Source organism: Mesorhizobium sp. M1E.F.Ca.ET.041.01.1.1, from assembly GCF_003997355.1.
In the GTDB taxonomy this organism is placed as follows: Bacteria; Pseudomonadota; Alphaproteobacteria; order Rhizobiales; family Rhizobiaceae; genus Mesorhizobium.
The window spans coordinates 1-1,329 of sequence record NZ_RZSL01001013.1; the positions used below are offsets into that span (position 1 = coordinate 1).

Below are 1,329 nucleotides of genomic sequence, written 5' to 3' on the forward strand. Positions count from 1 at the left end.
CCTCTTATCCGCAACGCCCTCGCAGTGAGCGAGGCCGCCGCGAAGCTGCCCGCGGCTTGCGAGATCCCGTGCGATGGAGACGCAAGCGGCGTCTCGCCCGCATGCAGGCTATCCGGCCCGAATTCGCCGGCGAGTTCACCGAAGGCGAAAGCGCGGCACTCTACATTGTCATGTCCGACTGCCGGCAGCACGGCAACTGCGACCGATCGGTAAAGGAAATCGGCGATCGCGCCGGCGTCGGGCCGACAACGGTGCGCAATGCGCTGCGCAAAGCCGGCACGCTCGGCTTGCTGCGCGTCACCGAGCGCAGGCAATGGCGAGCCAGGAACCTCACCAATCACATTGTTGTCGTGCATCGGCGTCAGATCGCCTGGATTGCGAAATTTCGGCCCAATCTCGGCCTTAAATTTTATCCGACTGCCTTCAAAAAAGCGGCGTCCACAGGAAGCTCCCGCAATAAATATAGCAAAAGACCGTTTAACAGCCGATCCGACTGGGCGCCGCAGGGGTCGAAGCCATTCCCCAGTCACGAATCGCCGACCGGTTGACGCCCTAGCCGCCAATCACGCTTGCCGCGGAACCCTAAAGGCTGCACGAGGGCTGTTTTTGAAGCAGCCTTGGGGATCGGTCGCCAAATCAGGCCGGTTGGTGCTGGCTGTCGGGTTCCTGAAACAGGAAGGTTGCCGGATCGCGGCCGAGCGCCTCGCCGACGGCGGCGATCGTGTCGACACTGATATTGCCGCTCGCGCGCTCGAGCTTGGTGAAAGTGATCTCCGACACACCCAGCAGCTCCGCCATTTGATAGCGGACCAGGTTGCGGCGCTTACGCTCGCTGTCGATGATGGCGGCGAGGCGCGCGCGGATCGATTTTTCGGTGAGCTCGTGCGCCCAGGATTCCACCGCTGCGCCGCCGACCAGAAGTGTCGCGATCGACACCTGCAGTGCCTGGGCCATCTGTTCGACCGTGCGCAGGGTCACGTTGTTTCGTTTTCTCATGGTGCGGATGTAGGTGCGGTATGCCAGCCCTTGACCAGGCGATGTCCTGAACAGTTCCGCCATGTGTTGATGGCGAAGCTCTCGCTTACGGCGCTCGGCTTCGAGGAACCACGCGATATTGTCCCGAAGCGGGTTGTTCACCTCGCCCGCTTCGTTTGGCAGCATGAATCTATGTATTCGCACGAACCCGCCTGTTCGGTCTGCCCTTTTCCCTGAGCAAAATCCACAGTAAAGTATCAAAAACCTTCAGAGGAAAAGAGCCCGCACCATGCTGAAATACCTCGTTGTGGGCGCTGCCGCGATCGCCGGCGCCGCGTCTGTTCCGTCCCAAAC

At 61.2% G+C, this 1,329-nt stretch carries 2 protein-coding genes; one reads left to right on the forward strand and one right to left on the reverse strand.

The window, feature by feature from the left end; all coding sequences use genetic code 11:
• Window positions 1-548: hypothetical protein (locus tag EOA38_RS36890; protein WP_210213022.1), on the forward strand; the 548-nt coding region annotated here is incomplete at its 5' end.
• Window positions 549-636: 88 nt separating this feature from the next.
• Here the strand turns inward: EOA38_RS36890 and EOA38_RS36895 are convergent.
• Window positions 637-1,161 carry a helix-turn-helix transcriptional regulator gene (locus tag EOA38_RS36895; RefSeq protein WP_127301527.1) on the reverse strand — a complete coding sequence of 175 codons (525 nt, stop codon included), beginning with the start codon at window positions 1,159-1,161 and terminating at the stop codon, window positions 637-639.
• Window positions 1,162-1,329 lie beyond the last annotated feature (168 nt).